This window comes from Bradyrhizobium sp. STM 3557, assembly GCF_045571465.1.
In the GTDB taxonomy this organism is placed as follows: domain Bacteria; phylum Pseudomonadota; class Alphaproteobacteria; order Rhizobiales; family Xanthobacteraceae; genus Bradyrhizobium.
Genome location: NZ_CP120697.1, coordinates 2,317,580 through 2,344,347, shown reverse-complemented (window position 1 = coordinate 2,344,347; position 26,768 = coordinate 2,317,580). Strand labels below are relative to the sequence as shown.

The window sequence follows — 26,768 nt, the reverse complement described above, 5'->3', positions numbered from 1 at the left end:
TGAATTCGAGGTGCGTGATGCCCGATCTGATGAGCTTTTCGGATCCGTTGTCGTATCAGGCTGCCGACCGATCCGAGCCGATCCTGGATCTTGCGATCGGCGATGTCCTGCGGAACGCAGCCGCCAGCTGGCCGGACCGGACAGCACTCGCGGATGGCAGCGCGGACGGCCCGCGCCGTCGCTGGACCTTCACGGAGCTGCTTCGCGATGCCGAGGCCGTAGCCCGCGCGCTGCTCGCCAGGTTCGCGCCGGGCGAGCACGTCGCCATCTGGGCGGCCAACCAGCCGGAGTGGGTCTTGATCGAGTTCGGCGCGGCACTCGCCGGGCTCACGCTCGTCACCGTGAATCCTGCCTACTTGCGCGATGAGCTCACCTTCGTGTTGAAGCAGTCGCAGGCATGTGGCGTCATCGTTCAGGACAGCTATCGCGGCCGCGATCTCGTCGCGGTCGTCGATGAGGCCAGCGGTGGCCTGCCGCAGCTCCGTGAGATCATCCCGCTCTCGACCTGGCCGGCCTTCGTCGCAAGCGCTGCGGCGCCTCCTGCACTTCCCGCCGTGTCGTGCAACGAGGTCGCGCAGATCCAATACACGTCCGGCACGACCGGTGCGCCGAAAGGCGCGCGCCTCACCCATCGCAACCTCGCGAACAATGCGCGGTTCTTTGCAGGGATGATCGGCGCAGGCGACCACGATGTCTGGATCAATCCAATGCCGATGTTTCACACCGCCGGCTGCAGCCTCATCACGCTGGGGGCGCTACAGACCGGTGGCACCCACGTGCTGCCCCCCGGCTTCGACGCCGATCTGATGCTGCGCCTGATCGCGCAGGAGCGTGGAACAATCTCGGGCGGCGTTCCAACCATGCTCAGTCGCATGCTGGATTCGCCGGCGATCGCCGAACACGATTTGTCAACTTGGCGCCTGGTCATGATCGGCGGCGCGCCGGTTGCGCCGGAGCTCGTGCGCCGCGCGCAAGCACGCGGCCTCAAGGTGACGATCGGCTTCGGCCAGACCGAGGCCTCGCCCTATGTCACTCACACGCTGCCCGATGATCCCCATCCCGACTGGATCTCCACCGTGGGCCGGCCGATGCCGCAGACCGAGATCAAGATCGCCGATCCCGACAGTGGCGAGACCATGCCGCGCGGCCAGATCGGCGAGATCTGCGCCCGCGGTTATTCCGTCATGAAGGACTATTTCAACGACCCGCAAGGCACTGCGTCGGCCATCGATGCCGAGGGCTGGCTGCACACAGGCGATCTCGGCAGTCTCGATGAATACGGATATTGCCGTGTCCAGGGTCGCCGACGAGATATGATCATCCGCGGCGGCGAAAACATCTATCCGCGCGAGATCGAAGATGCGCTGCACACCCATCCGGCGATCCTCGACGCAGCGGTGGTCGGCATCCCCGATGCCGATTGGGGCGAGGTGCCGGTTGGCTTCGTCATCTTGAAGCCCGGCCAGCGCGAGGATGCTGATGAGCTGACGCAGTACTGCCGGGCGCGGCTTGCTTCCTACAAGGTGCCGCGAACCTGGCGCTTCGTTGCGCAGTTCCCGCAGACGGCATCGGGCAAAATCCAGAAATTCAAGCTGCGCGATGATTATCTCCGTGGCGACGCCGCTTGATCAGCCCGCGAACGCCGCCTGCGCCTCCGGCAGCGCCCAGATCTTCTCGATTGCCGCAGTGCCGGCGGTCATGATCGCGGCCTCGTCGCCGTGCAGATAGCGGCCGCCATGAACCAACAGGCGACCGTCGACCATCACCTGGTCGATGTTGGCGCGGTTGGCGAGCGCGATCAGCGCACGACGCGGATCGAACAGCGGCTGCAGATGCGGATGCGTCATGTCCACCACGGTGAGGTCGGCGGTGGCGTCAGGCACCAGTGCGCCGAGATCGGACCGGTTGATCAGCTCGGCCGCGGTCGCGGTCACCGCCTCGATCAGCTCCGGTGCCGATGCCACCTCCGCATTGCCCGAAGCGATCTTCGAGATCAAGGAGGCTGCGTTGAGCTCGCCGAGCAGATCCATGTTGTAGCCGTCGGTGCCGACCGCGGTGCGCACACCATGGGAGGCGAAGCGGCCAAACGCGGCGGTGACGCCGGCGCGGGCGAACACGCGCGGGCAGTTCAGCACCGCAGCCCTGCGCGCCGCCATCAGCTTCAGATCGGCATCGGTCGAAGCATGGCAGTGCGCGGCCAGGAGGTCGGGGCCGAGCACGCCGAGCCAATCGAGATATTCCGCCGGCGTCCGGCCGTCGTAACGCTGCGCGATGGTCGCCAGCTCGCCTTGGCTCTGCGCCATGTGGATCGTGATCGGCACGCCAAGCTCGCGGGCGCGCACGGTCGCTGCGCGCAACAGATCAGGACCGCAGGTGTCCGTGGCATGCGGGCTCATCGCAAGCGAGATGCGGCCATCGCCCCGCCCGTTCCAGCGCTGATACAGCGCATTCCAGGTGTTCATGTCGGACTGGCCGTCATCGCCGGCGTAGTGCACCACGCCGTGGCTATCGGCCCTGGCATCTGAGGTCGAGAACAGATAAGGCGCGCCGTAGAAGCGCATCCCCATCTCTTCGGCCGCATCGAACATCTCGGGAATGGTGTTGCGGAACGGCTCCATCACTGTCGTGGCGCCACCCTTCATCAGCTGCAGCATGCCCATGCGCGCGACAGCCAGCCGTTCCGCAGGCGACAGGATCTCGGCGCCGCGCTTGGTCAGTGGCAGCAGCACCGTATAGACGATGCTCTTGTTGCTGCGGCGGCCATTGCCGTCCTCGGTCAGGCTGCGCGCGATCGCCTCGCTGAAGACGTGATTGTGCAGATTGAGGAGTCCCGGAAGAATGAAACGGCCGGGGCGGTCGAACACCTCGTCGGCCGAGGGCTTGTGAGGCGTGATCGCGGCGATGCGCTTGCCCTCGACCAGCACCCAATGATCGCGCAACACGTGCTGCGCGCCGTCCTTGCGGGTCAGCACATAGCTGCCGAAGATCGCAATCGTGGTCATGCGGGCCTCACATTCCAGAACACGGCGGTGCCGTCGAGGATTCCCGTGATGCTCTTGCGGTACGCCGTCGGCTGCTTGTACTGGCCGATCGGGTAATAGGGAACTTCCTCGAAGGCCAGCGCCTGGATCTCGCGGCAGATGCGCTGCTGCTCGGCAAGCGTAGGCGCCGCCAGCCATTGCGCACGCAGCGCGCCCATCTTCTCGCTTTTGTACCAGCCGGCGACCGCACCCTCGCCGCGAAGGTTGGTATTAGCAGCCGGATTGAGCCAGTCGATGCCCTGCCAATTGCCGACCGCCGCGCTCCAGCCACCCTGCTCGACAGGCTCCTTCTTGAGCTGCCGCTGCAGCACGGCCGCGAAGTCGAGCGCCGTATATGCCACGTTCATGCCGGCCCGCCGCAGCATGTCGGCCGCGACCTCGCCAAGCGGCTTCTGCGCCGCCGAGTTGGCGGGCACCAGCAGCACGACTTTCTCGCCGTTGTAGCCGGCAGCCTTGAGGTCGGCCTGCACCTTCGCCATGTCACGGGGACCGCGGAACACATCCAGCCCGACATCGCTCGCCATCGGCGTGTCGGGTGCGAAGAAGCCGATCGGCGCATATTGATAGGCCGGATCGCTGCCGGCCACAGCAGTCATGAAGGCAACCTGATCGATCGCCCCAAATAGCGCGCGGCGGATCGCGGGATTGTCGAACGGCGGCTGCAGATGGTTGACGCGCATCATGCAGGTGTAGCCGCGCGGATCGAGCACACGGATCGCGATGTCGTCTTCGGTCTTCAATATAGGCAAGAGATCGTGCGGCGTGGTCTCCTGCCAGTCCTGCTCGTCGGTGCGCAGCGCCGCCGCCGCGGTGCCGGCATCCGGCATCGTGGTCCAGACCACGCGGTCGTAGTGCACGACCTTTGGACCGGCGGTCCAATCAGGCTTGCCACCGTCCTTACCCCCTTGGCGCGGCTGGTATTGCTCGAACCGCGCATAGACGTTGCGGACGCCCTGCACGCGCTCATCCTTCATGAAGCGGAAGGGGCCGCTGCCGATCACCTCGTTCAGCGGCTTCATGGCATCCTGGTTTGCCAGCCGCTCGGGCATCATGAAGGCCGGCTGCACCGCGGCCTTGCCGAGGGCCTGCCGCAGCAGCGGAAACGGCCGCTTCAGGCGAAAGCGGATGGTCCTGTCGTCGGGCGCGACGAGCTCGTCGGTCGCCGCCATCAGCTCGGCGCCAAAGCCGTCGCGGCCGGCCCAGCGCTTGATGCTGGCAACACAGTCGCGCGCCAGCACCTGCTCGCCGTCGTGCCAGAACAGCCCGTTGCGCAGAGTCAGATCCCATTGCTTGCCGTCATTGGAGACGGCATCGCCGGCGACCATTTGCGGCGAGACGTCGAGCGCGGCATTCATGCCGTAGAGCGTGTCATAGACCATGAAGCCATGGTTGCGCGACACCTGCGCCGTCGAGAAGATCGGATCGACGAAGGCGAGATCGATCACCGGGATGAAGCGCAATGTCGTCTGCGCCTCGGCCCGGACAAGGCTCGGCATCGACAGCGTAGAAAGACCTGCAGCGGCACCGAGAAACGAGCGGCGCGAAATCGGCATCGAAACTCCTTAGCGCTTGGCTTCCGTCTCGTGGCGCTGATAGTTCGCCGCGATCTCGGCACCCGTGGCGATCCAGACGTCGGAGCAGGACTTGGCGTAGTTGAGGAACTCGCGCAGCAGGCGGAAGCGCATCGGCCGGCCCGAGACTTGCGGATGCAGCACGGTCGTGACCATCGCGCCCCAATCCCTGGTCTCGTCGAGCTCGTCCTTCCATAGCGAGAGCACATGCTCTTTGGGGAAGATCGAGCGTGGCGAGAAGCGCGCCGATAGGCCATGCATCCAGTCGTCATAGCTCGCCGTGACCGGCAGCTCGATCGTGCCCGGCTTGCCATCGGCAAGGCGATGGCGATAGGGTCGCACGTCGTCGCGGAACGACGAGGTGTAGACGATGCCGTGACTGACCAGCGAGACCCGCAGCTCCTCGGTGAACTCACCGAACGGCGCGCGATAGCCGATCGGCTTGATGCCGAGGTGGCGCTTGATGGCGTCAAAGCCGCGCTCCAGCTCCTCCTCGATATGTGGATCGCCGGGATCGGGCAGCAGATGGTGATAGCCGTGATGGCCGATCTCATGGCCGGCCTTCACGACCGCCTCCGCCATCGCCGGATGCGCATCGACCGCCCAGCCGGTGATGAAGAACGTTGCCTTCAGATCGAGGTCGGCGAGCAGCTCCAAGAGCTTCGGCATGCCGACGCGCGCCTCGAACCCGCCATAGCTCATCGTGATCAGCCGCGCCGCATGCGCCGGGTCCTTGGAGGTCCAGGCACTCTCGGCATCGATGTCGAACGACAGGAACATCGCGGCCTTGTACGGCGCTGGCCACGGATACACGGGCGCCGGCGGCGCGGTGTTGGCAGGGATCAGCGGAATGCGAGCGAGCGCCTTACTGTCCGGCATTGATCGTCACCTTCTCGATTCCGTTCTCGGAGAGCTTCCACTTCCCCAGCAGCGTCTTGTAGGTGCCATCGGCGATCAGCGCCTCCAGCGCCTCTCGCAGAGCCTGCTGCAGTTCGGTCGCCTTCACGGGCACCGCAAGTCCCGTATATTGTGTCGCGAGCATCTCGCCGATCGGCGTATAGGCGTTCGGCTCCTGATCCATGATGTAGGGCAGCGTCTCGTTGCCCTGCACGGCGGCATCGATACGGCCCTGCTTCAGCTGCGTGCGGGCATCGGCCGAGCCTTCGGTGCCGACGAACTGGATCGGGCTGCCGCCGCAATGCGCTTCGCTCCAGGCCGCGATGTCCTTCGGGAACATGGTGCGCCGGGAGGCGCCGACGCGTCTGCCGCACAGCGCCATCGGCTCCTTGAACTCGGCCGCGCGCGAGGTCTGCACGAAGAACCGCGGGCCGCTGCGCAAATAATCGACGAAGGTCGCGGCGTCCTGCCGGCTCTTGATGTCGGTCATGCCGGACAGGGCCGCATCGAAACGCTGCGTCGTGAGTCCCGGCATCAGCTGGTCGAAGCTCGTCTCCTGCCAGGTGATCTTGATGCCGAGCTTCTTGCCCAAGGCCTCGCCGAGATCGATATCGAAGCCGGTCAGCGTGCTGGTCGCGGGATCCTTGAACTCCATCGGCGGATAGTTCGGCACGACAGCGATCTTAAGGCCGTTCTGCTTGATCTCGGTCGGCAGCTCCACTGAGAGAGCCGGACCGGTGAGCGCGGTGACGAGCAGCGCGGCTAGTGCAAACATGTTCGATCGCATCGATCCTCCTTCAAACTTCCGCAGCCAGAAAGGCGCGGGTGCGCGCCTCGCGTGGCGCAGTCAGCACGTCCTTGGCCGGGCCCGCCTCGACGATCGCACCCTGGTCCATGTAAACGACGCGGTCCGCGACTTCGCGCGCAAAGCCAAGCTCATGCGTCACCACCAGCATGGTCATACCGCTCGTCGCGAGCTCTTTCATGACGGTGAGCACTTCGCCGACCAGCTCCGGATCGAGCGCCGAGGTCGGCTCGTCGAACAGCACCAGCTCCGGCTTCATGGCGAGCGCCCGCGCGATCGCGACGCGCTGCTGCTGGCCGCCGGAGAGCTGCGAGGGATAGGAATGGGCCTTCTCCGCAAGCCCGACCCGGCGCAGCAGCTCCATCGCCTCGAACCTCGCCTCGGATGCCTTGCGCTTCTGCACCTGCACCGGGCCTTCGATGACGTTTTCCAATGCTGTCATGTGCGGGAACAGATTGAAGCGCTGGAACACCATTCCGCATTTCAGCCGCTGCCGCGCGATCTCGACCTCGCTTAGTCGATGCAGCTTGCCGCCCTGCTTGCGCATTCCCAAGAGCTCGCCGTCGAGCCAGATGCCGCCGCTATCGATGGAAGTGAGTTGGTTGACGCAGCGGAGCAGCGTGGTCTTGCCGGAGCCGGATTGGCCGATCAGGCAGACCACCTCGCCCGGCCAGATGTCGAGCGAGACCTGCTTCAGCGCGTGGAACTCGCCAAAGCTCTTGCTGACCTTTCGGATCGCGACCAGCGGTGTCTTCATCGACCGCCCCGCGCGATGCCGCGTGCAAAGCGGCGTTCGAGCAGCATCTGCAGGGGCGTGAGGATCGAGACCACCAGCAGATACCAGAGGCCGGCGACGATCAGGAGCTCGATGACGCGCGAATTGGCGTAGTAGATGTTCTCGGCCGAGTGCAGCACCTCGGGATATTGGATCACGCTGGCGAGCGAGGTCGCCTTGACCAGCCCGATGAACTCGTTGCCGAGCGGCGGCAGCACCACGCGCATCGCCTGTGGCAAAATGATCCGACGGAGCGCCTGCAGGCGGCCCATGCCGATCGCCTGCGCCGCCTCGTATTGCCCGATGTCGACCGACAACAACCCGGCGCGCATCACCTCCGATGTATAGGCGCCCTGGTTGATGCCGAGCCCCAGCAGCGCCGCGAAGAACGGAGTCATCAGGTCGACGGCGCGCGCGGTCCAGACGCCGGGAATGCCGATGGTCGGAAACACCAGCGCGAGGTTGAACCACAGCAGCAGCTGCAGGATCAGCGGCGTGCCGCGAAACAGCCAGGTGTAGCCGCTCGCGACCGACTTCAGCACCGGATTGGGCGAGAGCCGCATGATCGCAACGATGATGCCGAGCACGATGCCAAGCGCCATTGCCAGCACCGCCATCACCATGGTGTTGACGATGCCCCGCATGATGACGGGCGCGGTCAGGAAGCGGCCGACATAGCTCCACTCGATCTGGCCCTGCGCGAAGGCGCGGCCGATCGCCAGCAACACGAGGACAAGGACGGCCGCGGTGAGCCAGCGCCCCCAATGCGGCTCGCGCGCGACTCTCAGCGAGGAAAGATCGGGAAAGCCCTCGGCCACGGCCGGCGCGTCACTCATTGCGGCGCCGCGTTCAAGAGCGGCTCGCGCACCGCGTTGGCGCCCAGCCCCCATTTATCGAGGATCGCCTTGTAGCTGCCGTCGGCGATCATCGCCTTCAGTTCGGAAGTTACCACCTCGCGAAAAGCGGCATCATCCTTGCGAAACATGATTCCCTGGTAGCCGATCGAGATCGACTCGCCGACGATGCGATACTTGCCGGCCTCCTGCGCTTGCGCGTAGGGCAAGGTCTCGCTGCCCTGGACCGCTGCATCAATGCGGCCCTGCTTCAGCTGGTTGCGCACGTCGATCGAGTTCTCGCCCGGAACATATTGCGCGGCCGGTTTGCCGGCTCCCTCGCAGGCATGCCTGCTCCACTTCTCGATTTCGGCCGGGAAGCTGGTTGAGCGCGTGGTGCCGATCTTCTTGCCGCACAGATCGGTCGCGATCTTGGCCTCGTTCCCCGCCAGCACGAAGAATTGCGGACCAGTGACCAGATAGTCGACGAAATCGGCGGTCTCGCGCCGCGACGCGCGGTCGGAAATGCCCGAGATGATGAAATCCGCGCGCTTGGTCTGCAGCGCCGGGATCAGCTCGGCGAACGCCGTCTCGCTCCAGACGATCTTGAGATTGAGGCGCTTGGCGAGCTCGCTCGCAAGATCGATGTCCAGACCAACCAGCTGGTTGGACGCGGGATCGCGATACTCCATCGGCGCATAGGTCGAGTTGACGGTGAGGTGCAGGGCACCGGCCTGCTTGATCGCATCCGGCAGCTCGGCCGCCTGCGCGGACGCAAGCGAAGCAAGCACGAGTAGTCCCGTGGACAATGAGAGGCGCGCCATGTCAGTCCCCCACATCAAGCGATGCTACACGAGTTCGGGCGGCTCGACCACGCCGGCCCGCTCGGTGATGAGCCTGTACTGCTCCGGCCGCCGATGCGCGGCGAAGTTGAACATTTTCTCCTTGCCCTGGCGACAGAGGTCGAGATCGATATCGGCCACGATCACCTCATCGGCGAGCGAGGTTGCCTTAGCCACGATACGACCATTGGGATCGACAATGCAGGAGCCGCCGATCAGGCCGCTCCCGTCCTCGTCGCCGGCCTTGGCGACCGTGATCGCCCAGGTCGCGTTCATATAGGCGTTGGCCTGCGCGACCAGCGTCGAATGGAAGGTGCGGAGCGAGGCGTCCTCGGTGTTGCCGCCGTTCGGATCATAGGCCGCCGAATTGTAACCGATGCAGACCAATTCGACGCCCTGCAGCCCCAGCACGCGCCAGGATTCCGGCCAGCGGCGATCGTTGCAGATCATCATGCCCATGATGGCGTTCTGCCAGTCGGAACCGGCGCGCACGGCGGGAAAGCCGAGATCGCCATATTCAAAGTAGCGCTTCTCGAGCTGCTGGTATTTTGCACCCGGGCGCGGCGCCACCGAGCCCGGCAAGTGCACCTTGCGATATTTGCTGATGATGCGGCCCGTGCCATCGACCAGGACCGCACTGTTGAAACGCTGGCCCTCTGCCGTTAGCTCGGCATAGCCGACATAGAACCCCACGCCGAGTGCGCGGGCGCGGTCGAACAGCGGCGCCACTTGCGGGTTCGGCATGCTGCGGTCGAAATAATTGTCGAGCGCCTCGCCTTCGAGCAGCCAGCGCGGAAAGAAGGTCGTGAACGCAAGCTCGGGAAATACCACCAGCCGCGCGCCCTTCGAAGCCGCCTCTTCCAAAAGCCTGATCATGCGCACCAGCGTATGCGCGCGGGAATCGGCTCTTTGCGTCGGCCCCATCTGGGCAGCGGCGGCACGAAGAATACGACTCAAAACCTGCCTCCGATCGATGCGCTCTGCCGTTTGCGTGAGCGCTTGCGGTGCGACATTTCTGCACCGAAACGAAGCGGGAATTACGCGAAAGCGGCGCAAGAATTGCAATCCTTCGGCCGAGGATCGCACTATGATGTTTTGGCTGCGACCATAACTGGGGCTTATAGGGCGTTAACCACATGAACCTGCGCCAGCTGGAAATCCTGCGAGCGGTCATTCGCCACCGCACCACCGTAGCCGCCGCCGACGAGCTGGCGCTGTCGCAGCCCGCGGTCAGCAACGCGCTGAAGGCGATGGAGGCGCAGGCCGGTTTCACCCTGTTCGAGCGCGTCAACAACCGGCTGTTCCCGACTGCGGAAGCGATGGCGCTCTATGAGGAGAGCGAGGCGATCTTTGCCCTGCATGCGCGGCTGGAGAACCGCGTGCGGGATTTGCGGGAGTCACGCTCCGGCCATCTGTCGATCGTCTCGACGCCGCCGCTCGCCTACAGCATCATCCCGCCGACCTTGTCAGGCTTCCTGCGGCGCCGGCCGCAGACGCGGGTCTTCTTCGATGTTCGCCGCTATGAGGGCATCATCGAGGGCGTGCTCGGCAATGCCGCGGAGCTCGGCTTCGCGCTCGGCCTGTCGAACCATCCAGGGATTGCGCATGAGGTCGTGCATACCGGACGGATGGTGTGCGTGATGCCGCCGCAGCATCCGCTGGCGGCGCGCGCTGAAATCTCGGCAGATGATCTCACCGGCTTCCCGCTGATCGGGCTGGAGCGCGGCACGCGGCTCGGCGAAGCCGTGCGCGAGAGCTTTGCCAAGGCCGGCGCGCCATTCCAGCCGACCGTCGAGGTGCGCTATTGCAACACCGCCTGCGTGCTCGCCGCAACTGGCGTCGGCGTCGCCGTCGTCGACCCGTTCTCGCCGCGCCAGGGCGGCCATGATCTCGTCGTACGCCCGTTCACGCCGAGCACGCCGGCAATCGCCTACATGCTGTGGTCCGAAGGAAAGCCGCTGTCAAATCTCGCCAAGACCTTCCGCGCCGAGGTGCGGAATGCGAGCCGGATGCTGGATGAAGGGATGGCCTGCGACAGCGGCTCTGTCTCGTGTGAGGAAATCAGTTAGCGCGAACGGCGTGCTACTTCTCTTGACCTCTCCCCGCTTGCGGGGAGAGGTCGGATTGCATCGAAAGATGCAATCCGGGTGCGGGGGTACAGGTCTAACAACTCACACCGCTCGTGCGTCTGCCCCTCACCCCCAACCCTCCCAGCGCGAGCGAAGCTCGTCGTGGCCCCGTAAGAACGGGGAGAGGGAGCACACCGGTGCTCCGGCTAACTACTCGCGAGCAATTTCTCGATAGCGGACGCTGTTCCGCCTCAAGCCCTTGCCAGCTCGATGTCCTGGATCTGCTTGGTCTCGGCGTCATAGACCCTGATCTGCAGCATCGGAAAGCGCCGCTTCAGATCTCGCGCACCGTTCTGAGCGCCTTCCTTGGTCTTGAACTCGGTCTTGATCTGGCCGTCGACAACGACGGCATAGCCGCTCTGCGGCAGGTCCTTGGCAGGTTTCTCTTGGGCAGGCTTGAGCATTTCGTGCAGATGTCGGCTGTGAGTGGAGACGATGAGTGGGACTCGGCGCGATGACCACGCCCGAACAGTCGCGATCTAAGGTGAGTCTCACGGCGCGTGCAAGTGGAGACGATTTTCTGCACAAGCGGGCCAGCATCTCAGTGAGCGAATATCCGTACAACGCCGGCATTGACAGCGCATCTGCCGATTCTCGGCGGCATTCAGGTTGCTGCTTCGATCACTGCGTCGACGCGCTGAACGCGAGCGAAAGTCAGCTCGCAGCTTGTGGTGTCGCCCACGGCTCCCCTGCCCGCAGCCGCGCCGCCAACGCCGACGCGCAGGCCGCGAGCAGCTTCTCGCCTTTCTCGGCGGACGCCTTGCGCGCATCGCCGGCGACGCCCGACGCAGTCAGCTCGGCAAAGGAATGGAAACGTTTCAGCGATGGTACAAGCGAGCCCAATATGTTGAAGCTAGGCCCGTGCGCTTCAGCGAGCCGGTCGGCATTCACGAGATCCGGATGAATGGCCATCATCATCGAGGTCTCGGCTTCGCAGGCATGCATCACGCCCTGCTGGTCCTCGAGGATCTCGGCCATTGCCGGGTGCCCCTCCATGAAATAGGTCGTGGCGGCGATCGGCGCACCGAGCTCACGCGTCAATTCGCCAACGAACGTGCCGAGCGCCTGGATGTTGCCGCCATGGCCGTTGACGAGGACGATGCGCTTGAAGCCGGCCTTGAGGACGGAGCGGCACAGATCCTTCAGCACGGCGTAGTAGGTCGCAAGACCGAGCGTGAACGTGCCGCCGAACGCGACATGATGATCGGCCAGGCCGCACCACACCGTTGGCGCGACCACAACGGGATAGTCGGGCGCCAGCTCGGCGGCGGTGCGCCGGCACACTTCGCTGCAGAGGAAATCGTCGACGCCGGTCGGCAGATGCGGCCCATGCTGCTCGGTGGACGCGACCGGCAACAGCACGATCGCATCTTGCGCGGCGAGCGCCCGCAAGGCTTCTGCGGACAATCTGTTCCAGGCGGTCTCGGTCATCGGCGTACTCCCTCAGCAGAACGAACGTCGCCCGCTGTTAGCATATCGACAGGGCCGGATAGCGTGCATTCGCAGAGCACCCTGTGTTTACGCGCCCCCGCGAACGCCCCAGGAAGAGGCAACCTGCACATTGCACTGCACACAATGCGTTCAAGTCCACCGGCCGAACGGCGTGCCGCCATCGGTCCGCATGGCTGTTGCGAGCGCTGATCGCTAGGCGTCATAAAATGAAGCTGGTAACGGTGGCGCCATCTGCAAGGCATCACAATTCAAGGACCTGAGATGGACAACCGCAGCGACATCTGGCGTGGCGTCGACGAGATCAAGACGCGCTTCATCGACCTCAGCGACAGGGTCTGGGCGATGCCCGAGGTCTGCTACACCGAGGCGCGCTCGTCCGCCGAGCACCTTGCCGAGCTGCGCCATCAGGGGTTCCGCATCACCGAGAACGTCGCCGGTATTCCGACCGCGCTGATGGGCGAATGGGGCGAAGGCGGTCCGGTCATCGCCTTTCTCGGCGAGTATGACGCCCTGCCCGGCCTGAGCCAGGAAGCCGGCATCGCCGAGCATCGCCCGATCGAGGTCGGCGGCCATGGCCATGGCTGCGGCCATAACCTGCTCGGCTCGGCGGCGCTGCTTGCCGCCACTGCGGTGAAGGACTGGCTCAAGGCGAACAAGGTGCCGGGACGCGTGCGCTATTACGGCTGCCCGGCCGAGGAAGGCGGCGCGGCCAAGGCCTTCATGGTGCGCTCCGGCGCTTTTGAAGACGCCGACATCGCCATCACCTGGCATCCCTCCAGCTTCTGGGAGGTGGTGATGACGCCCTCGCTCGCCAACACCCGCGCCGATTTCATCTTCACCGGCCGCACCTCGCATGCGGCCGCCTCGCCGCATCTCGGCCGCAGCGCGCTCGACGCGGTCGAGCTAATGAATGTCGGCGTCAACTACATGCGCGAGCACATGCCGAGCGACGCGCGCGTGCATTACGCGCTGCTCGACACCGGCGGCATCGCGCCCAACGTCGTGCAGGCCCATGCCCGCGTGCGCTATTCGATCCGCGCGCGCGACCTGCCCGGCATGAACGAGCTGGTCGGGCGCGTGAAGAAGATCGCGGAAGGCGCCGCGCTGATGACCGAGACCAAGGTCGAAATGAAGATCATCTCCGCGGTCTCCAACATCCTGCCGAACACGCCGCTGGAGCAGGCGCTGTACAAGATCATGGAGGAGCTCGGGCCGCCCCATTTCGACGAGGCCGACAAGACTTTCGCCGGCCAGATCCAGGCGACCTTGACCGACAAGGACATCTCCTCGGTCTACTACTCGATCGGCATGGAGCCGACGGAGCGGCCGCTGGCCGACTTCCTGGTGCCGCTCGATGCCAAGCGCAATCCGCAAGTGGGCTCGACCGATGTCGGCGATGTCAGCTGGGTGGTGCCGACCGTGCAGGTGCACGCCCCGACGGTCGCGATCGGCACGCCGTTCCACACCTGGCAGGTGGTGGCGCAGGGCAAGACGCCGGCCGCGCACAAGGCCATGGTGCAGGCCGCCAAAGCGATGGCCGGGCTCGGCATCAAGGCGCTGAACGAGCCGGAGCTGATCGAGGCCGCGCAAGCGGACCTGAAGAAGCGCGTCGCGCGGACGCCCTATGTCAGCCCGCTGCCGGACCACGTGCTGCCGCCGCTCGACATGTCCGGGGCGTGACACGGAGCCTCCCAGCACCCATGGCAACGTTATATTGATGGCATCATAACGTCCTCCCGCGGCCAAAAGCCCCGGGAGGTTGACGGCAGTGTCCGTCCACGTCTAGTTTCATGTATACTGAGCGATATAGCTGCTGCATTCGGCGCCAATCGCAGCGTGAACGAGTTGCAACTGACCTCTGGCGACCCTCGGATGCGTGGTCTGTCCGCGTCCCGAGCTGAGGGCGCGACGACGACAGCCGAAGCGCACACGCATCGAAGCTGCCCGTCGCAACGGAATGAACGAGGACCTATCGCATGAAGCCCGATCGCCTCCTGGTCGCCGCCCTATTTGCCGTCGTCTCGCTGCTCGCGAGCCCGCAGGCCTTTGCCGGCAGCGTCAATGTCGCCGTCGCCGCCAATTTCACCGAGCCGGCCAAGGAGATCGCGGCGGCGTTCAAGGCCAAGACCGGCCATGATGCCGTCCTGAGCTTCGGCGCCTCCGGCCAGTTCTACACCCAGATCAAGGAGAACGCGCCGTTCGGCATCATGCTCTCGGCCGACGACGAGCGGCCGAAGAAGCTGGTCGACGACGGCCTCGGCGTCGCGTCGAGCCGCTTCACCTATGCGATCGGCAAGCTCGTGCTGTGGAGCAAGGATCCGAGCACTGTGAAAGGCGAGGAGACGCTGAGGGCAAACGCCTTCAACAAGCTCTCGATTGCCAACCCGACCGCCGCCCCTTACGGCGCCGCCGCGGTGGAGACGCTGAAGGCGCTCAAGCTCTACGACACGCTCGAGCCCAAGATCGTCAAGGGCAACTCCATCGGACAGGCCTTCCAGTTCGTCGACACTGGCAATGCTGAGCTCGGCTTTGTGGCGCTGTCGCAGCTGATGCCGAATGCCGGCGGCTCGCGCTGGATGGTGCCGCAGAACCTCTACACCGAAATCCGCCAGGATGCCGTGCTGCTGAAATCGGCTGAGAGCAATGAAGCGGCCGCAGCCTTCCTCATCTTCCTGAAAAGTCCGGAGGCACGCACGGTAATCGAGAAGTTCGGCTACGCGCTCGACCCGAAGTCGGCGAGCTGAAGGTTCGATGTCGCGTTGTCGGACGACAAGTAGCCCGCATGAGCGGAGCGACATGCGGGGATGCAATTCCCGGATATCGCTGCGCTCATCCGGGCAACGCCTGCTGATGGCGCGTTGTCGGATAGCGGCGCGGCGGGCTCGCTCTAACCTCTCCCCGCTTGCGGGGAGAGGTCGGATTGCATCGCCAGATGCAACCTGGGTGAGGGGGTACCGGTCTAACAACTATCACCTCTCGTGCGTCTGCCCCTCACCCTTGCTCTCCCAGCGCGAGCCAAGCTCGTCGCGACCCCGTAAGAAGAGGGAGTGTACCGCCGACTGCGCCGGCAGGTTCGCTCCATGACTCTCTCCGCCGACATCTGGCAACCAGTGCGGCTGACGCTGGAGCTCGCCGCCACCACCACGATCATCCTGCTGATCGTCGGCACGCCGATCGCTTGGTGGCTGGCGCGCTCCAAGCAGTGGTGGAAGGAGGCCGTCGCGGCGCTGGTTGCGATTCCGCTGGTGCTGCCGCCCACCGTGCTCGGCTTCTATCTCCTGGTCGCGCTCGGCCCCAGCGGACCCGGCGGCATGCTGGCGCCGCTGTGGGGTGCGCGCACCCTCGCCTTCACCTTTCCCGGCCTCGTCATCGGTTCGGTGCTGTTCTCGATGCCGTTCGTGGTGCAGCCGATCCGCAATGCGTTCGAGGCGATGGGCGAGAAGCCGATGGAAGCCGCCGCCACCTTGCGCGCCTCGCCCTGGCGCGCGTTCTGGACTGTCGCCGTGCCGCTGGCGAGCCCCGGTTTTCTCACCGGCGCGATTCTTGGCTTCGCGCATACGGTCGGCGAGTTCGGCGTCGTGCTGATGATCGGCGGCAATATTCCCGGAAAGACCCAGGTGCTGTCAGTCGCAATCTATGACTATGTCGAGAACTCCCAATGGACCGAAGCTTCGGTACTCGCGCTCGGCATGGTTGCGTTCGCCTTCTGCGTGATCTTGGCGATGATGCTGATCGAGAAGAAGATGGTCCGCGCCGCTTCATGACCCCCTATATGGTCAAGGTCGATTTTCGTGGGCGGCTCGGGCGCTTCGAGCTGAATGCCCAATTCGAGGTGCCGGCGCGCGGCGTGACCGCGCTGTTCGGCCCGTCCGGCTGCGGCAAGACCACCGTCATGCGGTGCATCGCCGGGCTGAACCAGATGGACGGTTCCTGTTCGGTGGCGGGCGACGTCTGGCAGGATGACGGACATTTCCGCCCCACGCATCGGCGGCCGATCGGCTATGTGTTCCAGGAAGCCAATCTGTTTCCGCATCTCTCGGTGCGCCGGAATTTGATGTATGGCCATCCCCGCACGTCCGAGCCGAGCGCCATCGGCTTCGGCGAGGTGGTTACCTTCCTCAGCCTCGAGAAGCTGCTCGAGCGATCGCCGCACAACCTCTCTGGCGGCGAGCGGCAGCGGGTGGCGATCGGCCGCGCTTTGCTCTCTCAGCCGAAGCTGCTGTTGATGGACGAGCCGCTGTCGGCGCTCGACCAGATGACCAAGGACGAAATCCTGCCCTATCTGGAGCGGCTGCACGGCACGCTCGAGCTGCCGATCCTCTACATCAGCCACGACATGGCCGAGGTCGAGCGGCTCGCCGATCAGCTGGTGCTGATGCGTGCGGGCCGCGTCATTGCCGCCGGCCCCTTGCATGAGCTGCAGGCCGACTTGTCGCTGCCGCTGGCGCTGTCGCGCGACGCCGCGGTCAGCCTCGATGCGACCGTGATCGCGCAGGACACGGCCGACGGCATGGCGAGGCTTGAAGTGCCCGGTGGCAGCTTCCTGCTGCCGGCCGAGCCGCTGCGGATCGGCGATCGCCGCCGCCTGCGCGTGGAGGCCGACGATGTGAGTCTCGCCCGCGAGCGGCCCAGCAGGAGCACCATCGTCAACGTGCTGCCGGCGAGAATCCTCAGCATCCGCAGCCAGTCCGATCATCGCGTCACCGCCCTGCTCGGCCTTGGCCCTGACGGCGCCGGCGCGAAGCTGCTGTCGCGGGTCACCGAACGCTCCTGGAAAGAGCTCGCGCTCGAACCGGGACTCGATGTCTTTGCCCAGGTCAAGGGCGTGGCGCTGGTCCGGCGCGAGGAACCGCGTACGTGAACACGACAGCGATGGGCCGCGTGAGATGACGCAATATTCATTCGGGCGACAGGACATGATCGCATGAGGCACGCCACTACGAAGATCGAGCTTGCGATCCAGTTCAACAATGGCGGGCGGCTCAAGCCCGAGGACTTGCAACTGATCGAGACCATCCGCAAGGAACGCTCGATCCTCGGCGCGGCGCGCGCCAGCGGCATCTCCTATCGCAAATGCTGGCTGATGGTCGACGCGCTCAACCGCACTTTCGAGAGCCCGGTGTTCGAAACCCACCCGGGGCGGCGCGGCGGCGGCGCCGAGATCACGCCGTTCGGCGAACGGCTGATCGCGCTCTATCGCTCGATGGAGCGCCGCACCCGCGCTGCGACGACAGCCGCGCTGGCCGAGCTCGAACACGCTACCGATCCAGAGTATCGGAAGCGGGCCAGCGGCGCGGCCGAGGCAGCTCCGAAGCCCGAACCGCGCCAGGGCCGATCGCGACGGACTTGATCATCGCCCAGGCGGACAGGCCCGTCTCCAAAGCAAGCCGCTCGACCGATTCCAGCGTCACCAGCGCATGCAGCCGCGTTGATCCCAGATCGAGGCTGACGCGCACATAGGGCGGCTCCAGCGGAAGGATCTCATCGATCTTTCCAGGCAGGCGGTTGGTGATCGAGACGTCCATCGGCCGCGACAGCGCGATGGAGACGTCGCGCGCCTCGATGGTGACGGAGACGCCGGCATCGACCGGAACATCCACCATCGGCACCCGCAATTCGCCATCGGCGAAGAACAGGGTCGACAGCGCGTAATGCGGATCGTGGCGCAGCACGCGCGCCGGCACAATCGTGCTGAGAATAGCCGGCGTTGTTGTGGTCTGTGACGGATCGCCGGCCATCTTCGTCTCATCTCTTTGATTGAGCATGATCCTTCGGAAAACCGGTTTCCACTTTTCCGGATCATGCTCTAGCCGCTCCGCTTAGCTGGCGTGATCGTACAGCACGCGGACGCGAACGGTGCCTTCGACCGCGCGCAGCTCGGCCAGCAGCTCCTCGCCCTCGCCGCGGATCACGTCCGTCTCGAGCACCACATAGCCGACCTCGGGATCGGTCTGCAGATATTGCGCGAGAATATTGATGTTGTGTCGCGAGACGGCATTATTCACTTGCCGCAGCACACCCGGCACGTTGCGGTGGACGTGGATGAAGCGCGTGCCGGTGGGCCGCGCCGGCAGCTGCACCTGCGGGAAATTCACCGCACCGAAGGTCGAGCCGACATCGGAATAGTCGATCAGCTTGCGCGCGACCTCGCCGCCGATGCGGTCCTGCGCCTCCTCGGTCGAGCCGCCGATATGCGGCGTCAGGATTACGTTGGGCAGGTTCTGCAGCGGCGACTTGAACGGGTCGGCGTTCGAGGCCGGCTCGACCGGGAACACGTCGACCGCGGCGCCCGCAAGCTTGCCGTCACGCAGCGCTGTTGCCAGGGCATCGAGATCGACCACCGTGCCGCGTGAATTGTTGATCAGATAGGCGCCGTCCTTCATCTGCCGGATCTGGCGCTCGCCAATCATGTTGGCGGTCGCCGGCGTCTCCGGCACATGCAGCGAGACCACGTCGCTCGACGCCAGGAGTTCGTCCAGGCTTTCTACCGGCTCGGTATTGCCGTGGCGCAGCTTGTCGGTCTGGTCGAAATAGATCACGCGCATGCCCATAGCTTCGGCGAGGTTGGACAATTGCGAGCCGATATTGCCATAGCCGACGATGCCGAGCGTCTTGCCGCGCACCTCGCGGCTGCCGTTGGCCGACTTGTCCCAGCCGCCGGCATGCGCCGAGACCGAGCGCGGAAAGATCCTGCGAAACAGCATCACCACTTCGGCGATGGTGAGCTCGGCAACGCTGCGCGTGTTCGAGTACGGCGCGTTGAAGACGGGAATGCCGAGGCGCCGCGCGGCATCGAGATCGACCTGGTTGGTGCCGACCGAGAAGCAGCCGACCACCATCAGCCGATCGGCGGCTTCCATGATCTCGGCCGTCAGATGGGTACGCGAGCGGATGCCGAGCATATGCACGCCCGACAGCATACGCTTGAGATCTGCCGAGCCCAACGCCTTGGGCAGGCGCTCGACCTCGGTGTAGCCGTTGGCCTCGAACATGCGCACGGCCGAATCGTTCACGCCCTCCAGGAGCAGAACGCGAATCTTGTGCTTGGGTAGCGATAGGGGCATGGGCCAGCCTTAATCAGTCAGTCGACGAGCGACAAATGTAGCGGTCTTTCGGCCGCTCGCGTTGAAACTTAGTGAACGGCGCCGCGGCAAAGCGCTTTCTGTCGCCTTCTCAGGGTCTTGTCCACACTGCCCCGCAGTTTCATCGGCGGCGCAAGATGGCGTGAACTGCTCTGGGGACCGCGCCGCAGCAACCGGAGATCGCCTCCCTGGCCTGATGACAAATTTGACGAGCAGGACTAGCCTCCCTGCAAACAAAAATGATCGGGAGGAAGTCACATGTCCGAGACGACGAGCGCGGAACAAACAACCGGCGCCGGATTGCAGCAGGTCGACGTTGCCGTGGTCGGCGCCGGCTTTGCCGGCCTTTATTGTCTGCACCGGCTGCGCAAGGCCGGCTTTTCGGCGGTCGCGCTCGAATCGGGCGGAGACGTTGGGGGCACCTGGTATTGGAACCGCTATCCCGGCGCGCGCTGCGACATCCAGACCGTCGATTACAGCTACACCTTCGATCCGGAACTGGAGACCGCCTGGCAATGGTCTGAGAAATACGCCACTCAGCCCGAGATCCTGCGCTATCTCGGCTTCGTCGCCGATCGCTATGATCTGCGCCGCGACATCCGCTTCGGCACCAAGGTCACCTCGGCCACCTGGGATGAGACCAGCGAGCGCTGGCTGCTCACGACCGACAATGGACCGGCCGTATCGGCGCGCGATTACATCATGGCGACCGGTTGCCTGTCGCAACCGAAGCCGCCGGAGATCGATGGCGTCCAGGACTTCAAAGGCGAGATCTATTTCACCGGCCGCTGGCCGCATGACGAGGTGACATTCGCCGGCAAGCGCGTCGCCGTGATCGGCACCGGCTCGTCCGGCATCCAGTCGATCCCTGTGATCGCCGAGCAGGCCGATCACCTCACGGTGTTTCAGCGCACGCCCAACTTCGCCATGCCCGCGCATAATGGTCCAGTGCCATCCGAGCGCGCCGCTTTGCTGAAGAGTGACCGCGCCGGATATCGCGAGCAGGCGCGCGCCTCCATGGCGGGCGTGCCGTACCCGCACCAGATGGATGTCAGCTGGCAGCTCAGCGACACCGAGCGGCGCGCGCGCTTTGAGAAAGCCTGGGCGACCGGCGACCTCGTCTACATCCTGACCCAGCTCTGGGCTGACCAGGCCGTCGACCCCGATGGCAACGCACTGGTCGCCGACCTGCTGCGCGAAAAGGTCCGTTCGATCGTCAAGGATCCGGAGACCGCGGAAGCGCTGTGCCCGGACGACCATCCGTTCGGCGCCAAGCGCCCCTGCCTCGAGACCAACTACTACGCCACTTTCAATCGTCCCAACGTCACGCTGGTGAACCTGCGCAAAGAGCCGATTACCGCGATCACCGCAACCGGCATCAAGACCGACAAGCGCGCCTTCGACGTGGACATGATCGTGTTCGCGACCGGCTTCGATGCGATGACTGGCGCGATCCGCGCCGTCCATCCGATCACGGGACGCGGCGGCAAGTCGCTGTCCGACGTCTGGGCCAATGGTCCGGAGACCTATCTTGGCCTCACGGTCGCGGGCTTTCCCAACCTGTTCCTGATCACCGGTCCCGGCAGCCCGTCGGTGCTGTCGAATATGGCGGTATCGATCGAGCAGCATATCGACTTCGTGGTCGACCGTCTGGTCGCGATGCGTGAGGCCGGCTTCACCACGATCGAACCGACCGAGACGGCGCAGGCCGGCTGGGCGCGGCACATGGCCGACTGCTCCATGATCACCCTGCACCGGCTCGCCAACACCTGGTACACGGGCGCCAACGTGCCCGGCAAGCCGCGCGGCGTGATGCCCTACACCGGCGGCGTCGGCCCCTATCGCGGCATCTGCAACGAGATCGTCGAACGCGGCATGCTCGGCTTCCGCCTCACCGGACCGGGGCGCGCCGAGCAATGCAATGACGGCGAGATCGTGCGGCTGCAGCCGGATGTGCGGCTGGTGTTGAACATGCTCGCCGCGATGAACCTGCCGCCGATCGAATCGATGGGCGCGCAGGGCGCCCGCGATTTCGTCGCGCAGTTCAATGCCACCCGCCCTGCCGGCCGGCCCGTCGGCGAGGTGCTGGATGGCGCGCTGCCCGCGGGCGAGGATCTGTTGAAATACCGGCTGTATCGTCCGGCGACGCCGGGATTGCATCCGATCGTGGTCTATTTCCATGGCGGCGGCTGGGTGCTCGGCGACGAGCAGTCGGACGATCCGTTCTGCCGTGACATGTGCCGGCGCACCAATATGATCTTCATCAGCGTCGGCTATCGTCATGCGCCCGAGCATCGCTTCCCGACGGCCGCCGAGGACGGCTACGCCGCAGCGAAATGGATTGCCGAGCATGCGCTCGAGCTCGGCGGCCGGCCGGGACCGATTCTGGTCGCAGGCTGGAGCGCCGGCGGCAACATCGCGGCTGTCACCTGCCAGCTCGCGCGCGATCGCGGCGGCCCTGAGATCGGCGGCCAGCTCCTGGTCAATCCGGTGACCGACTGCAGCTTCGATCGCCCGTCCTACATCGAGAATGCGACCGGCTATTTCCTGACGCGCTCGCTGATGTACTGGTTCTGGGACATCTACTGCTCGCCTGCCGACCGCACCGATCCGCGCGTCTCGCCGCTGCGCGGCAAGCTCGCCGGCCTGCCGCCGGCCTTCGTGGTGACATCGGAGTTCGATCCGCTGCGCGACGAAGGTATCGCCTATGCCGAGGCGCTCGCTGCACATGGCGTGCCGGTCAGCCAGCTCAAGGCGCGCGGCCACTTCCACTCCTCGTTCACGATGGTCGACGTGATCATTACAGGCGTCAGCGGGCGCGAGCAGATGGCCGAGGCTCTGCGCGTCTTCGCAAGGCAGCCCGAGGAGGAGAGCACGGCGCCGAAGATCGAGGCGGCGGCGAGCTGAGATCATTCAGCCGGCCGAGCCTGCCACGGCCTCATCATAGGCGCGGACCGAGGCCCGCGCCGTGGCACGCACCTCGTCCGCGGTCATGCCGGGACGATAAAGGCTCGAGCCGAGCCCGAATGCACGCACGCCGGCCTTGACGTAGTCCGCAAGGTTCTTGTCCGAGACGCCGCCGACCGCGCCGACCACCACGCGTTTCGGCAGCACTGCCATCTGCGCGGCAATGCCCGACGGTCCCAGCACCGAGGCCGGAAAGAATTTCAGCGCGGAGGCACCGCAGCGCAGCGCCAGAAAAGCCTCCGTCGGCGTGAACACGCCGGGCATGGTTACCATGCCGCGCGCGACCGCCGTCGCCAGCACGTCGGCATCGACATTCGGGCTGACCATCAGCCGGCCGCCAACATCGGCAACCCGCGCGCAATCGGCTGGTGTCAGCACCGTGCCGGCACCGATCAGCGCCTCCTTGCCGAAGCGCGTCGCGACCTTCTCGATCGAGACGAACGGCTCGGGCGAATTGAGCGGCACTTCGATCAGCTCGAAACCGTTCTCGATTAAGGTGCCGACGATGCTCTCGGCCTCGTCGGGCTTGACGCCGCGCAGGATGGCGACCAGCGCGCGTTTCGGGTTCGGCCAGGCGATCGGCTGCGTCATGATGTGAACTGCGCTCCCCAGAGATTGATGGCGGCCTTGGCAAGGCCGCGGCGCGACGCCTGCTCGGCATCGATGACGGTGACGTCGAAGCCGGATGCTTCGAGCGCCGCATGATACAGCGTCCCCAAGCTGCCCGACGCCATCAGCCGCAGCTGACGGGGACCGCCAAAGCGCTGCGCGGCGTCAGCGATCTCGCTGCCGATCAGAAGTCCCGAGAGTCGCGCCGCGCCATCGGCCCGCTGCTCGAAGCCAAGCAGTTGCGCGGCGCGCAGGCGAAACAGCGATGCGGTCAATCCGCTGGGCGTCTGTTGCGCGGCCGCGAGGCCTTCCCGGAACGGCGCGCCATCCTGCGTCAGCGGCCCTCCGGCTTCGACGGCATGCATCAGGATGCTGTGCTGCGCTATGACCGAGAACAGCTCGCCGGTCATGTAGGTCGTGAACGCCGCGATGACGCCGTTCTCGATCAGCACCCATTTGCTGTGGGTGCCGGGAATGCAGACCAGCCCGGTGAAATCAACCTCGGTGACGCCGAGCAGTTGCGTCTCCTCGCCGCGCATCACGTCCGGCTGCTCGGCCTGCGCCTGCGCGACGCCCGGCAGGATGCGGACATCGCCAGATGTATCGACCCGGATCGCGCCGTCGTGCAGCGCGTCCAATCGGGTTGGCGTTGTCAGATAAGGCGCCTCGACCCAGCCCTGCTTGGCCCCCGCCATGCCGCAGATCAGCACCGGCAGATCCGCATCTGCGCCAAGCCTCGTGAGATGATCACGCAGCACCGGTGCGAAGCCGCCGCTGCCGGCACAATGCAGCATGCCCTCGGCGCCGCGGCTTTCCGCCAGCACGGTTCCGTCCGCCGCCATCAGCCAGCCGCGGAAGCTAGAGGTTCCCCAATCGACCGCCACGAAGGCGCTTCTGTCCCGATCTGCCGAATTCAATTCTGCGCTCCTCCGCCGCTCGCGGTGCAGGTGCCTGCCTGGGTTTATGCATGTTATCCGACCACCGACAAGCGCGATACGCACTCTCACTGTTCCGGCCGCGATGCTGGGCGCCGTGCGCAGATCGCGTGACTGCTAAGGGCGCCTATTGCTCCTCGCAATGACGGCGACATGGCTTATTGTCCTCGCGGCGTGTTCGGCGTCCGAGCTATTCAGGTCGATTCACCCTCATCGGAAAGAGGGCGCAGGGAAGACCGCATAGGCGTTAAGTTTAGTCTTGCGTGTTGGAATCGTTCGTGATTCGAACATGGGATGACACGAGATTCGCTTTTGAACGAAGACTGGGCGAGCGTCGTTACGCAGCTAGGTGGGGCTGCGCAGCTCGAGAGCAGCGCGCGCCAGACGAAAGCTTTCGTGCGGCAACGGCGGATCCCTGATGCGGTGGCGTTGCTTCGGCTGATGCTGGCTTATTGTCTGGGTGAAAGAGGGTTAAGATCGACGGCCGCGTGGGCTGCTTCTGTTGGCCTTGCCAATCTGAGTAGCGTGGCGCTGTTCTACCGCCTGCGTCAATGTGGCGATTGGTTTACCGTGCTTGTGGAGCGCTTGCTCGCGGCGGCGGCGCCAAAGGCGAGCCGAGGCCGTCTGATCCGTATCATCGATGCCACGACAGTGCCTCAGGCAGGGCCGGCTGCGCGCAAGAACAGCGAGCTTTGGCGCATTCATAGTGCATTTGATCTGCCATATGAGCGGTTTGGCCATTTCGAACTGACAGATCAGCAAGAGGGCGAGACGTTTGACCGCATACCAGTGGTCAAGGGTGAGATCCGTATTGCTGACCGCGCCTATCTACAACCTGATCGCATCTCGGCAGTGCTCGAAGCTGGTGCAGATGTTTTGATCCGAGCGGGCTGGAAGAACGCACGTTGGCTTGATGCCAAAGGCTATCCGCTCGATCTGATAGCCGAATTACGGGCGGGGAACGCCCGCGGACTGATCGATCGGCCGATTTGGATCAAACGCAAGGCCGGCGCGCCTCTGGCTATGCGTCTGATCGCAGTCAAGAAGTCTGCCGATGCGGCTGCCGCGTCGCGTCGTAAAGCCCGGCGAGACGCCCAAGACGAAAACCGCACCATCTCTAAAGAAACTTTGGAAGCGGCGGATTGGGTCATCCTGGTCACCTCGCTAGCGCCGGACGAGTTCACCGTCGAAGATGTGCTTGCGCTTTACAGACTGCGATGGCGGATCGAACTCGGCTTCAAGCGATTGAAGAGTTTGATCGGCCTCAAGACACCGCCTGGAACCGATCCGCGCTCCGCCAAGCCCTACCTGCTGGCTCATCTCTTGATCATTTTGCTGCTCGAACCGCTTGTCCGCGAGTTCGAGGACTCTCCCACTGGACGCAGGCCGCCTGACGACACCTGGCGCCTGGCGTGTCTTGCAGCAACTCATTGCGTCCTTGCTACAAGCAATCATTCCACAACCAACCATCCGCCGCCTCCATCACAGCAAACGGGTACTGGACCGGCACCTCTACGAGCCACCTCGAAAACGACGATATCAATCGATGCCCGCATTATCTTAACGCCTATGGGGAAGACCGGGCGTTGGCCTCGCCCATGGCCCGCCTGCAGAAAAGAAAGCAGGCGGCAGTCACCACAGGTCTGGCCGAAACTCCCGGCCTTCCCTGCGCGATGGCTTTACGGCTTATACGAGGTCTCCCCGGGGACCGGCTTTCTTGCCCCCGTCTGCGCGTGATGCGAAGCATCACCGCGCATTAGCGCTAGCACCGGAGCGCCAGGACCCCACGATTTCGCCGTCCGCGATCTGGCGCGATCGTCTTCGCGCTTCCTGCGGCCACCGCTCCCCGCCTCGCGTATCGCGACGATCGGCCGAAACGCCCTCTCATCGAGGCGGGATGACAGCAGGTAATCACGATTTCTGAAAAATAGAAAGACAAATATTTTTGTCGCAGGGGCTTGATCGCTGCGATCAGATTGACGCGCCTTATGAAATTGGTGTTTTGCGCAACGGCTATTGGTGATCTGAAAGCGGCCCCACGGCTTCCGACAACGCCGACCCATGAGCACATCGGCAGTCCCGACCTTGCTTCGAACTCAGTGCGATTGACTTACCGTCCCTATCGGCATCAGCGGCTCTGAATTGCCGCTCGACCAAAATGAGACTTCCTTATCTACGGTGCCGCCTTCGACAATTTACGTCGGATCGCCGGCTGAGACTTGATACAATGCCGCTCGTGTACCGGCCCGCGAGCGGCTGCGGTCCTTGCCGAGGAAGAGCCGGCTAGCCTCCTGATGCAAGCGCGGGCATTCGTCATGACGAGATCGACTCGAGGCGGCAGGTCAGATGACACTTCGCTGGTTGGACTGGTCGATCCGCGTTCAGGCGATCTTGAGGACGACGTTGCCAGTCCCGGCCAACGCTCGCTGCTCGCAATCGCCGGCAGTCTGCTGGTTGAGATCAGTCCCGCAAAACTGCTGTTCGCCTGGACCGTATCTCTGCTGCTTCCTGCGGTGCTGCTTGGTGTGGCGCCACTTGCGGCAGCCGCCTGGGCCTCCGCTGTTTCGCAACATGTCTTGGTGCTATCCGAGCTGGCCGGTGCCGCGATGCTCATCGCGACGATCGCAATTGGCTGGCTCGGATGGCGCCCGCTGCTTCGGACTGCCGAGATCAGCTTCTGGTCACTCAACGCACTCACGGTCCAGCCCGGATACGCGATCGGCCGCGAAGCACTCCGCCATCTGGCAGAGCTGCTAAACCCTGCAACCGCGACCAAACGAGCGCGGCTGCGCGCCGCGACGTCCTTGGCAGCGGGCATCGTGCTGTCCGC

General features: G+C 64.8%; 23 protein-coding genes. 9 read left to right on the top strand and 14 right to left on the bottom strand.

What is annotated here, in order from left to right; all coding sequences use genetic code 11:
- Positions 1 to 17: 17 nt before the first annotated feature.
- Positions 18 to 1,628 (top strand): AMP-binding protein, encoded by a 1,611-nt coding sequence (locus tag P6U24_RS10615; RefSeq protein WP_407159070.1) that lies wholly within the window; start codon positions 18 to 20, stop codon positions 1,626 to 1,628.
- Here P6U24_RS10615 and P6U24_RS10610 read toward each other — a convergent pair whose 3' ends face one another.
- The 8 genes from P6U24_RS10610 to P6U24_RS10575 are packed head-to-tail and all read right to left on the bottom strand — an operon-like array spanning position 1,629 to position 9,688.
- A complete protein-coding gene (locus P6U24_RS10610; RefSeq protein ID WP_407159069.1) occupies positions 1,629 to 3,002 on the bottom strand; it encodes an amidohydrolase family protein in 1,374 nt (457 codons plus the stop codon).
- The gene (locus tag P6U24_RS10605) at positions 2,999 to 4,594 is read right to left on the bottom strand and encodes an ABC transporter substrate-binding protein (RefSeq protein ID WP_407159068.1); all 1,596 of its coding nucleotides are present in this window, start codon (positions 4,592 to 4,594) and stop codon (positions 2,999 to 3,001) included. Before P6U24_RS10605 ends, P6U24_RS10610 begins: the two co-directional genes overlap by 4 nt.
- 9 nt (positions 4,595 to 4,603) lie before the next feature.
- The gene (locus tag P6U24_RS10600; protein ID WP_407159067.1) at positions 4,604 to 5,491 is read right to left on the bottom strand and encodes a polysaccharide deacetylase family protein; all 888 of its coding nucleotides are present in this window, start codon (positions 5,489 to 5,491) and stop codon (positions 4,604 to 4,606) included.
- Positions 5,478 to 6,296, bottom strand: coding sequence for an ABC transporter substrate-binding protein (locus P6U24_RS10595; protein ID WP_407159066.1), 819 nt, complete (start codon positions 6,294 to 6,296; stop codon positions 5,478 to 5,480). Before P6U24_RS10595 ends, P6U24_RS10600 begins: the two co-directional genes overlap by 14 nt.
- A gap of 10 nt (positions 6,297 to 6,306) precedes the next feature.
- Positions 6,307 to 7,071, bottom strand: coding sequence for an amino acid ABC transporter ATP-binding protein (locus P6U24_RS10590; RefSeq protein ID WP_407159065.1), 765 nt, complete (start codon positions 7,069 to 7,071; stop codon positions 6,307 to 6,309).
- Complete coding sequence (locus tag P6U24_RS10585) at positions 7,068 to 7,925, bottom strand: amino acid ABC transporter permease (RefSeq protein WP_407159064.1); 858 nt, start codon at positions 7,923 to 7,925, stop codon at positions 7,068 to 7,070. The genes P6U24_RS10590 and P6U24_RS10585 overlap by 4 nt, the downstream gene beginning before the upstream one ends.
- Positions 7,922 to 8,746: an ABC transporter substrate-binding protein gene (locus tag P6U24_RS10580; RefSeq protein ID WP_407159063.1), complete on the bottom strand. Its 825-nt coding sequence runs from the start codon at positions 8,744 to 8,746 to the stop codon at positions 7,922 to 7,924. Before P6U24_RS10580 ends, P6U24_RS10585 begins: the two co-directional genes overlap by 4 nt.
- Before the next feature lie 24 nt (positions 8,747 to 8,770).
- Entirely contained in the window at positions 8,771 to 9,688 is a 918-nt protein-coding gene (locus tag P6U24_RS10575; protein WP_407160421.1) for an N-carbamoyl-D-amino-acid hydrolase, read from the bottom strand.
- A 212-nt stretch (positions 9,689 to 9,900) separates the two neighbouring features.
- Between P6U24_RS10575 and P6U24_RS10570 the strand changes: the two genes are divergently transcribed.
- Positions 9,901 to 10,833, top strand: coding sequence for a LysR family transcriptional regulator (locus P6U24_RS10570; protein WP_407159062.1), 933 nt, complete (start codon positions 9,901 to 9,903; stop codon positions 10,831 to 10,833).
- A 251-nt stretch (positions 10,834 to 11,084) separates the two neighbouring features.
- Here P6U24_RS10570 and P6U24_RS10565 read toward each other — a convergent pair whose 3' ends face one another.
- A complete protein-coding gene (locus P6U24_RS10565) occupies positions 11,085 to 11,297 on the bottom strand; it encodes a hypothetical protein (RefSeq protein ID WP_407159061.1) in 213 nt (70 codons plus the stop codon).
- A 250-nt stretch (positions 11,298 to 11,547) separates the two neighbouring features.
- Positions 11,548 to 12,324, bottom strand: a complete 777-nt coding sequence (locus P6U24_RS10560) for a creatininase family protein (protein WP_407159060.1) — start codon at positions 12,322 to 12,324, stop codon at positions 11,548 to 11,550.
- A gap of 282 nt (positions 12,325 to 12,606) precedes the next feature.
- On the opposite strand from P6U24_RS10560, the gene P6U24_RS10555 reads away from it, so the two are divergent.
- The 5 genes from P6U24_RS10555 to P6U24_RS10535 all read left to right on the top strand — a co-directional run bounded on the left by P6U24_RS10555 (position 12,607) and on the right by P6U24_RS10535 (position 17,695).
- Positions 12,607 to 14,025, top strand: a complete 1,419-nt coding sequence (locus P6U24_RS10555; RefSeq protein ID WP_407159059.1) for a M20 family metallopeptidase — start codon at positions 12,607 to 12,609, stop codon at positions 14,023 to 14,025.
- Positions 14,026 to 14,321: 296 nt separating this feature from the next.
- The gene (modA, locus tag P6U24_RS10550) at positions 14,322 to 15,089 is read left to right on the top strand and encodes a molybdate ABC transporter substrate-binding protein (RefSeq protein ID WP_407159058.1); all 768 of its coding nucleotides are present in this window, start codon (positions 14,322 to 14,324) and stop codon (positions 15,087 to 15,089) included.
- A gap of 336 nt (positions 15,090 to 15,425) precedes the next feature.
- Positions 15,426 to 16,109 carry a molybdate ABC transporter permease subunit gene (gene modB, locus P6U24_RS10545; protein WP_407159057.1) on the top strand — a complete coding sequence of 228 codons (684 nt, stop codon included), beginning with the start codon at positions 15,426 to 15,428 and terminating at the stop codon, positions 16,107 to 16,109.
- Positions 16,106 to 17,206, top strand: coding sequence for a molybdenum ABC transporter ATP-binding protein (gene modC / locus P6U24_RS10540; protein WP_407159056.1), 1,101 nt, complete (start codon positions 16,106 to 16,108; stop codon positions 17,204 to 17,206). Before modB ends, modC begins: the two co-directional genes overlap by 4 nt.
- Positions 17,207 to 17,269: 63 nt before the next feature.
- On the top strand, positions 17,270 to 17,695 hold the full coding sequence (locus P6U24_RS10535; protein WP_407159055.1) for a winged helix-turn-helix domain-containing protein: 426 nt from the start codon (positions 17,270 to 17,272) through the stop codon (positions 17,693 to 17,695).
- Here the strand turns inward: P6U24_RS10535 and P6U24_RS10530 are convergent.
- Together P6U24_RS10530 and serA are read right to left on the bottom strand one after the other, a co-directional pair.
- The gene (locus P6U24_RS10530) at positions 17,604 to 18,083 is read right to left on the bottom strand and encodes a TOBE domain-containing protein (RefSeq protein WP_407159054.1); all 480 of its coding nucleotides are present in this window, start codon (positions 18,081 to 18,083) and stop codon (positions 17,604 to 17,606) included. The genes P6U24_RS10535 and P6U24_RS10530 overlap by 92 nt on opposite strands.
- A gap of 81 nt (positions 18,084 to 18,164) precedes the next feature.
- The gene (gene serA, locus P6U24_RS10525; protein WP_407159053.1) at positions 18,165 to 19,409 is read right to left on the bottom strand and encodes a phosphoglycerate dehydrogenase; all 1,245 of its coding nucleotides are present in this window, start codon (positions 19,407 to 19,409) and stop codon (positions 18,165 to 18,167) included.
- Between the two features lie 276 nt (positions 19,410 to 19,685).
- Here serA and P6U24_RS10520 point away from each other — a divergent pair, with 276 nt between their 5' ends.
- Entirely contained in the window at positions 19,686 to 22,334 is a 2,649-nt protein-coding gene (locus P6U24_RS10520) for a flavin-containing monooxygenase (RefSeq protein WP_407159052.1), read from the top strand.
- A gap of 6 nt (positions 22,335 to 22,340) precedes the next feature.
- On the opposite strand, the gene P6U24_RS10515 is transcribed toward P6U24_RS10520, so the two are convergent.
- A complete protein-coding gene (locus P6U24_RS10515; protein WP_407159051.1) occupies positions 22,341 to 22,985 on the bottom strand; it encodes a 2-dehydro-3-deoxy-6-phosphogalactonate aldolase in 645 nt (214 codons plus the stop codon).
- A complete protein-coding gene (locus P6U24_RS10510) occupies positions 22,982 to 23,845 on the bottom strand; it encodes a 2-dehydro-3-deoxygalactonokinase (RefSeq protein ID WP_407160420.1) in 864 nt (287 codons plus the stop codon). Before P6U24_RS10510 ends, P6U24_RS10515 begins: the two co-directional genes overlap by 4 nt.
- Positions 23,846 to 24,232: 387 nt before the next feature.
- Between P6U24_RS10510 and P6U24_RS10505 the strand changes: the two genes are divergently transcribed.
- Positions 24,233 to 25,675 carry an IS4 family transposase gene (locus P6U24_RS10505; RefSeq protein ID WP_407159050.1) on the top strand — a complete coding sequence of 481 codons (1,443 nt, stop codon included), beginning with the start codon at positions 24,233 to 24,235 and terminating at the stop codon, positions 25,673 to 25,675.
- Positions 25,676 to 26,768: the final 1,093 nt, after the last annotated feature.

Excerpts from the sequence above, each read along its gene's own strand:
- P6U24_RS10505 (WP_407159050.1), top strand. The coding sequence starts at position 24,233 with ATGACACGAGATTCGCTTTTGAACGAAGACTGGGCGAGCGTCGTTACG.
- P6U24_RS10560 (WP_407159060.1), bottom strand. The coding sequence starts at position 12,324 with ATGACCGAGACCGCCTGGAACAGATTGTCCGCAGAAGCCTTGCGGGCG.
- P6U24_RS10570 (WP_407159062.1), top strand. The coding sequence starts at position 9,901 with ATGAACCTGCGCCAGCTGGAAATCCTGCGAGCGGTCATTCGCCACCGC.
- P6U24_RS10555 (WP_407159059.1), top strand. The coding sequence starts at position 12,607 with ATGGACAACCGCAGCGACATCTGGCGTGGCGTCGACGAGATCAAGACG.
- modA (WP_407159058.1), top strand. The coding sequence starts at position 14,322 with ATGAAGCCCGATCGCCTCCTGGTCGCCGCCCTATTTGCCGTCGTCTCG.
- P6U24_RS10510 (WP_407160420.1), bottom strand. The coding sequence starts at position 23,845 with ATGGCGGCGGACGGAACCGTGCTGGCGGAAAGCCGCGGCGCCGAGGGC.
- P6U24_RS10520 (WP_407159052.1), top strand. The coding sequence starts at position 19,686 with ATGTCCGAGACGACGAGCGCGGAACAAACAACCGGCGCCGGATTGCAG.
- serA (WP_407159053.1), bottom strand. The coding sequence starts at position 19,409 with ATGCCCCTATCGCTACCCAAGCACAAGATTCGCGTTCTGCTCCTGGAG.
- P6U24_RS10590 (WP_407159065.1), bottom strand. The coding sequence starts at position 7,071 with ATGAAGACACCGCTGGTCGCGATCCGAAAGGTCAGCAAGAGCTTTGGC.
- P6U24_RS10600 (WP_407159067.1), bottom strand. The coding sequence starts at position 5,491 with ATGCCGGACAGTAAGGCGCTCGCTCGCATTCCGCTGATCCCTGCCAAC.
- P6U24_RS10515 (WP_407159051.1), bottom strand. The coding sequence starts at position 22,985 with ATGACGCAGCCGATCGCCTGGCCGAACCCGAAACGCGCGCTGGTCGCC.
- P6U24_RS10575 (WP_407160421.1), bottom strand. The coding sequence starts at position 9,688 with ATGGGGCCGACGCAAAGAGCCGATTCCCGCGCGCATACGCTGGTGCGC.
- P6U24_RS10615 (WP_407159070.1), top strand. The coding sequence starts at position 18 with ATGCCCGATCTGATGAGCTTTTCGGATCCGTTGTCGTATCAGGCTGCC.
- P6U24_RS10530 (WP_407159054.1), bottom strand. The coding sequence starts at position 18,083 with ATGGCCGGCGATCCGTCACAGACCACAACAACGCCGGCTATTCTCAGC.
- P6U24_RS10595 (WP_407159066.1), bottom strand. The coding sequence starts at position 6,296 with ATGCGATCGAACATGTTTGCACTAGCCGCGCTGCTCGTCACCGCGCTC.
- P6U24_RS10580 (WP_407159063.1), bottom strand. The coding sequence starts at position 8,746 with ATGGCGCGCCTCTCATTGTCCACGGGACTACTCGTGCTTGCTTCGCTT.
- P6U24_RS10610 (WP_407159069.1), bottom strand. The coding sequence starts at position 3,002 with ATGACCACGATTGCGATCTTCGGCAGCTATGTGCTGACCCGCAAGGAC.
- modC (WP_407159056.1), top strand. The coding sequence starts at position 16,106 with ATGACCCCCTATATGGTCAAGGTCGATTTTCGTGGGCGGCTCGGGCGC.
- P6U24_RS10585 (WP_407159064.1), bottom strand. The coding sequence starts at position 7,925 with ATGAGTGACGCGCCGGCCGTGGCCGAGGGCTTTCCCGATCTTTCCTCG.
- modB (WP_407159057.1), top strand. The coding sequence starts at position 15,426 with ATGACTCTCTCCGCCGACATCTGGCAACCAGTGCGGCTGACGCTGGAG.
- P6U24_RS10535 (WP_407159055.1), top strand. The coding sequence starts at position 17,270 with ATGAGGCACGCCACTACGAAGATCGAGCTTGCGATCCAGTTCAACAAT.
- P6U24_RS10565 (WP_407159061.1), bottom strand. The coding sequence starts at position 11,297 with ATGCTCAAGCCTGCCCAAGAGAAACCTGCCAAGGACCTGCCGCAGAGC.
- P6U24_RS10605 (WP_407159068.1), bottom strand. The coding sequence starts at position 4,594 with ATGCCGATTTCGCGCCGCTCGTTTCTCGGTGCCGCTGCAGGTCTTTCT.